4 protein-coding genes are annotated in these 5,625 nt (G+C 68.6%); 2 read left to right on the plus strand and 2 right to left on the minus strand.

Annotation, left to right across the window (positions count from 1 at the left end):
* Positions 1–342: 342 nt before the first annotated feature.
* Together ACFU5K_RS31050 and ACFU5K_RS31055 are read right to left on the minus strand one after the other, a co-directional pair.
* Positions 343–1,701 (minus strand): class I SAM-dependent RNA methyltransferase, encoded by a 1,359-nt coding sequence (locus tag ACFU5K_RS31050; RefSeq protein WP_384067840.1) that lies wholly within the window; start codon positions 1,699–1,701, stop codon positions 343–345.
* A gap of 138 nt (positions 1,702–1,839) precedes the next feature.
* On the minus strand, positions 1,840–3,888 hold the full coding sequence (locus ACFU5K_RS31055) for an APC family permease (RefSeq protein ID WP_384067843.1): 2,049 nt from the start codon (positions 3,886–3,888) through the stop codon (positions 1,840–1,842).
* Between the two features lie 346 nt (positions 3,889–4,234).
* On the opposite strand from ACFU5K_RS31055, the gene ACFU5K_RS31060 reads away from it, so the two are divergent.
* Together ACFU5K_RS31060 and ACFU5K_RS31065 are read left to right on the plus strand one after the other, a co-directional pair.
* Positions 4,235–4,903 carry a potassium channel family protein gene (locus tag ACFU5K_RS31060; protein WP_384067847.1) on the plus strand — a complete coding sequence of 223 codons (669 nt, stop codon included), beginning with the start codon at positions 4,235–4,237 and terminating at the stop codon, positions 4,901–4,903.
* Positions 4,903–5,580: a potassium channel family protein gene (locus tag ACFU5K_RS31065; RefSeq protein ID WP_384067850.1), complete on the plus strand. Its 678-nt coding sequence runs from the start codon at positions 4,903–4,905 to the stop codon at positions 5,578–5,580. The genes ACFU5K_RS31060 and ACFU5K_RS31065 overlap by 1 nt, the downstream gene beginning before the upstream one ends.
* The last annotated feature ends 45 nt before the right edge of the window (positions 5,581–5,625 follow it).

Below are 5,625 nucleotides of genomic sequence, written 5' to 3' on the forward strand. Positions count from 1 at the left end.
CCAGCACAAGGCCCGCATCCAGGACGTCGGCAAAACCGTGAAACGCGCCGAAACGATCAAGGAACACGAACAGCAGCGAGGTTAAACGTCAAGCTTACGGACCCCGTTCCTACTGAGCCTTAAATCCGGCGATATCGAGCACCGGTTCACCAAGAGGCGGTAAAGAGGGAGCCCCCTCAAGCCCTACTCGACACACCGTCACCTGCAGAAACGGGCATCTGACACCTCATCAGAACGTGCGTCAAACGTGCGTCAGAAGGGCCCAACGTGCGTCGAATATGCGTCAAGATATCGCCCGTAACGCCCACAGCGCACATAACGCACACTCGGCGAAACCGCAGGTCAGACGCCCTTTGCGGCGGGCTCAAGGATCGCGACGCACTCGACATGATGGGTCATCGGGAACAGGTCGAAAGCCCTCAGCATCCGCACCCTGTACCCCCCGTCCCGGAAGTAGGCGATGTCCCGCGCCAGCGCCGCCGGGTCGCACGCGACGTACGCGATGCGGCGGGCGCCGAGCGCGACCAGCTGCTTGACCGTGGCCTTGCCGGCGCCCGCGCGCGGCGGGTCCAGGACGATCAGGTCGCACTCCGTGATGCCCGTGCGCGGCAGGACCTGGTCGACCTTGCCGTGCTCGATGCGGACCCGGTCCAGGTCCTTCAGGTTGTGTCGGGCGTCCTCGACCGCGCGCTTGCCGGACTCGATGCCGAGTACCGCGCCCTTCTCGCCGATCCGCTGGCCGATCGCACCCGCGAAGAGACCGACGCCGCAGTAGAGATCCAGCGCCGTGTCGTTCTTGCGAGGCAGCAGCCCCTGCATGACCGCGCGCACCAGGGTGTCCGCCGCCTGAGGGTGCACCTGCCAGAAGCCGCCGGAGCCGACGCGGTACGTACGGTCGTCGGCCCGCTCGCGCACGAAGGCACGGCCGTGGACGCGGTGGACGCCGCCGTCCTTCTCCTCGACGCGGAGTACGGAGACCGGCTTGTCCAGTTCGACGAGCGGGAGCCGGCCGCCTTCGCGCGGGGTCAGGATGACCTGGCGGTCGTGGGAGCCGGTGGCGGAGATGGCCTCCACCGTCGCCATCTGCGGCCAGTCCTGCTTCTCGATGCCGAGCTCGGAGACGCCCGGGGCGGCGATCATGCAGTGGTCGACGGGCTGGACCTCGTGTGAGCGGTGCTTGCGCAGTCCGACCAGGCCGTCGGCGTCGACGGCGTACTGGACGCGCGTGCGCCAGGCCGGGACCTGGCCGGGCGGGAGCTTGTCGCCCTCGGCCGGCATGACCGTGCCGTCCCAGCCGGCCTCCTCGGGTGTGAGGCCCGCGAGTCGCTGGAGCTGCTCGGCGATGACCTCACCCTTGAGGCGGCGCTGCGCGCCCGGCTTGGCGTGCTGCCAGTCGCAGCCGCCGCACTTGCCTGGGCCGGCGTACGGGCAGGGGGCTTCCACTCGGTCCTTGGACGCCTCGACGACGGTGACCGCGTCGGCGCGCAGGAAGCGGGAGCCGCTTTCGCCCTCGGTGACCCGGGCGACGACCTTCTCTCCTGGCAGGGTGTGCCGCACGAAGAGGACCTGGCCCTCGTCGGTGCGGGCGATGCAGTGGCCGCCGTGAGCGACGGGACCGACCTCGACCTCGTACTCCCGGCCGATCAGGGACTCCCCTGCCTGCGGCTCCCCGGACTGCGACGAGGTGGCTTCGTTCTGCATGAGGGGGTGGCTCCAGAGGTCGGGAAGAGTGGAACGAGGTGAAGGGGTCCGGGACGAGCAAGACCGAAACGGCCGGACAACAGCCCACCAGTCTACGTGGGCCGAAGCCGGCCGCTTACCACACAGCAAGCCCGAGGCTCAGCCCTTGTGGCTGTGCTCCTTCTGCCGCCGCTCCACCGGCCCGCGCCGGACCGAGCCGGGCGCCGTCCAGTTCGCGCGCCTCCTGGCCCGCAGCTTCGCGGCCTCGGAGGACTCCAGCTGGTACGGGACCGAGGTCACCATCACGCCCGGTGTGAACAGCAGCCGGCCCTTCAGCCGGAGGGCGCTCTGGTTGTGGAGCAGGTGCTCGTACCAGTGGCCGACCACGTACTCCGGGATGTACACGCTGATCACGTCGCGCGGCCGGTCCTTGCGCAGGTTCTTGACGTACTCGATGACCGGCCGGGTCACCTCCCGGTACGGCGAGTCGAGGATCTTCAGCGGGATGTCGATGCCACGGCGTTCCCAGTCCGCCTTCAGCGCCTTGGTCTCGTCGTGGTCGACGCTGATGGAGAGCGCCTCCAACTGGTCGGAGCGCACCAGCTTGGCGTACTCGAGGGCGCGCAGCGTGGGCCGGTGGAGCTTGGAGACCAGGACGACCGAGTGGACCCGCGAGGGCCTGATCATGTCGTTCGACGGGGTCTCGTCCGCCGAGATCTCCTCGGCGACCCGGTCGTAGTGCTTCCGGATCGCGGTCATCGTGCCGAAGAAGATGACCATGCCGAGCAGCGCGACCCAGGCACCGTGGGTGAACTTGGTCGCCAGGACGACGACAAGGACCAGGCCGGTGAAGAACGCGCCGAAGGTGTTGATCGCCCGGGAGCGGACCATGTGCCGCCGGGTCGCGGTGTCCGTCTCCGTGCGCAGGTGGCGGTTCCAGTGCCGCACCATGCCGGTCTGGCTGAGCGTGAAGGACACGAAGACGCCGACGATGTAGAGCTGGATGAGGCGGGTCGAGTCCGCCCCGTAGATCCAGACGAGCAGGATCGCGGCTCCGGCCAGCAGCACGATGCCGTTGGAGAAGGCCAGCCGGTCGCCTCGGGTGTGCAGCTGACGGGGCAGGTAGCGGTCCTGGGCGAGGATCGAGCCGAGCAGCGGGAATCCGTTGTACGCGGTGTTGGCGGCGAGGAAGAGCACGAGGGCGGTGGCCGCCGCCAGGAAGACGAAGAAGAACGTGCCGTCGCCGAAGACCGCAGCCGCGACCTGGGAGATGACGGGGTCCTGGGTGAAGTTCGCGCCGACCGCGACACCGTTGTGGATCAGGTCCTTCGCCGGGTTCTCGGCCATCTTCACGTCGGTCGCCATGGCGAGACCGATGATGCCGCAGAACATGGTGACGGCCAGGAGGCCCATCGCGGCGAGGGTGGTCGCGGCGTTCTTGCTCTTCGGCTTGCGGAAGGCCGGCACGCCGTTGCTGATCGCCTCCACGCCGGTGAGGGCCGCACAGCCGGAGGAGAAGGCGCGCAGCAGCAGGAAGACGAGTGCGAAGCCCGCCAGCCCCTGGTGCTCGGGCTTGATCACGTAGTCGGACGTGGGCGCGTGCATCGTCTGGCCGAGGACGAGTCCCCGGAAGGCGCCCCAGAGGATCATGATGAAGACGCCGGCGACGAAGAGGTACGTCGGGATGGCGAAGAGCTTCCCGGACTCCTTGACACCGCGCAGGTTCATCAGCGTCAGCAGGACGATCGCCCCGATGGCGCAGATCGTCTTGTGCTCGACGACGAAGGGGATCGCGGAGCCGAGGTTCTCCACGCCGGAGGAGATCGACACGGCGACCGTGAGGACGTAGTCGACGAGCAGCGCGCTCGCGACGGTCAGTCCGGCCTTCGGCCCGAGGTTGGTGGTGGCGACCTCGTAGTCGCCGCCGCCGCTCGGGTAGGCGCGCACGTTCTGCCGGTACGAGGCGACGACCGTGAACATCAGGACCACGACGGCGACCGCGATCCACGGGCTGAAGTGGTACGCCGACACGCCCGCGATGGACAGCACCAGGAGAACTTCTCCGGGGGCGTACGCGACGGAGGACAGCGGGTCGGACGCGAAGACGGGGAGCGCGATGCGCTTGGGGAGGAGTGTCTCCCCCAGCTTGTCACTGCGCAGCGCCCGGCCGATCAGGATCCGTTTGGGCACGTCGGTCAGTTTGGACACGGTGAGGATCGTAAGCGCTGGCGGGACACGCCGCCGAGGCACCACCCCCTCGATGCCCCGAGATCCTTCATAATCCGCCGCCCTCACCGGAAAAGTCCATGGAATCCTTAACGAAATCCTTGCGCAAGGGGACCGGTGACGCCCCCTTCAAGGCCCCCCTCCGCCCGGTCGGGCTCCGGGATACGCACACTCGGATGAGGCGGTGGCGGTGTAGCCGCATAAGCTCATGCAGGGGCAACGCCGAAGGTGGTTGCCCCGTTGTTTGCCCCGGCAAGCTGAGAGAGAAGTGTGAGCAGGGTGTTTTCGCAGGTCATCCGGATGACCAGGACGGCGAGGTAGGCGCAAGGTGCACATCGTCATCATGGGCTGCGGGCGAGTCGGAGCCGCTCTCGCGCAGACCCTGGAACAGCAGGGGCACACGGTCGCGGTGATCGACCAGGACCCCACGGCGTTCCGCCGCCTCGGTGCGGGGTTCGGCGGCCGGCGGGTCAGCGGCGTCGGCTTCGACCAGGACACCCTTCGTGAGGCGGGTATCGAGGAGGCCGGGGCGTTCGCCGCGGTGAGCAGCGGCGACAACTCCAACATCATCGCGGCCCGCGTGGCGCGCGAGATGTTCGGCATCGAGAACGTCGCCGCGCGCATCTACGACCCGAAGCGCGCCGAGGTCTATCAGCGGCTGGGCATCCCCACGGTCGCGACGGTCCGCTGGACGGCGGACCAGATGCTGCGGCGGCTGCTGCCGTCGGGCGCCGAGCCCCTGTGGCGCGACCCGAGCGGTGGTGTGCAGCTCGCGGAGGTGCACACCACCGCGTCGTGGATCGGTCACAAGATCAGCACGCTGCAGGAGGAGACCGGCGTCCGTGTCGCGTTCCTCACCCGGTTGGGCGAGGCCATACTGCCGTCGTCGCAGACCGTTCTGCAGGACGGCGACCTGGTCCACGTGATGATGCGTACGGACGAGATCGCGAAGGTCGAGGAGGCCTTTGCCGAAGGTCCCGAGGAGGGCGGTCACTGATGCGCGTGTCGATTGCCGGGGCGGGTGCGGTGGGACGTTCCATCGCGGCCGAGCTCCTGGAGAACGGCCACGAGGTGCTGCTGATCGACAAGGCGCCCACCGCCATCTCGGTCGAGCGGGTCCCCATGGCCGAATGGCTCCTCGCGGACGCGTGTGAGATCACCTCACTCGACGAGGCGGCGCTCCAGCGGTGCAACGTCGTGATCGCCGCGACGGGCGACGACAAGGTCAACCTGGTCGTCTCCCTGCTCGCGAAGACCGAGTACGGCGTACCGAGGGTCGTCGCGCGGGTGAACAACCCGAAGAACGAGTGGCTGTTCAACGAGTCCTGGGGTGTCGATGTCGCGGTCTCCACGCCGCGTCTCATGTCGGCGCTCGTCGAGGAGGCGGTGAGCGTCGGTGATCTGGTCCGGCTGCTGCGCTTCAGCCACGGCGACGCCAACCTGGTCGAGCTGACGCTGCCCCCGGAGTCGGCACTGGCCGGCACACGGGTCGGCGACGTGGACTGGCCCCAGGACACCTCGCTGGTCACGATCATCCGCGGGAGGCGGGTGCTGACGCCGAGCCCCGAGGAGACGCTGGAGGCCGGTGACGAGCTGCTGTTCGTGGCGGCCCAGGCGCGCGAGGAACAGCTGGAGGACCTGCTGTCGGTCCGCCGCGATCCCGAAGAGGACTGAGTACACGCGCGAGTGGGGCCCCGGACCGTGACACGGTCCGGGGCC

Origin of the sequence: Streptomyces sp. NPDC057428 (assembly GCF_042803195.1) — a bacterium.
Taxonomy (GTDB): Bacteria; Actinomycetota; Actinomycetes; order Streptomycetales; family Streptomycetaceae; genus Streptomyces.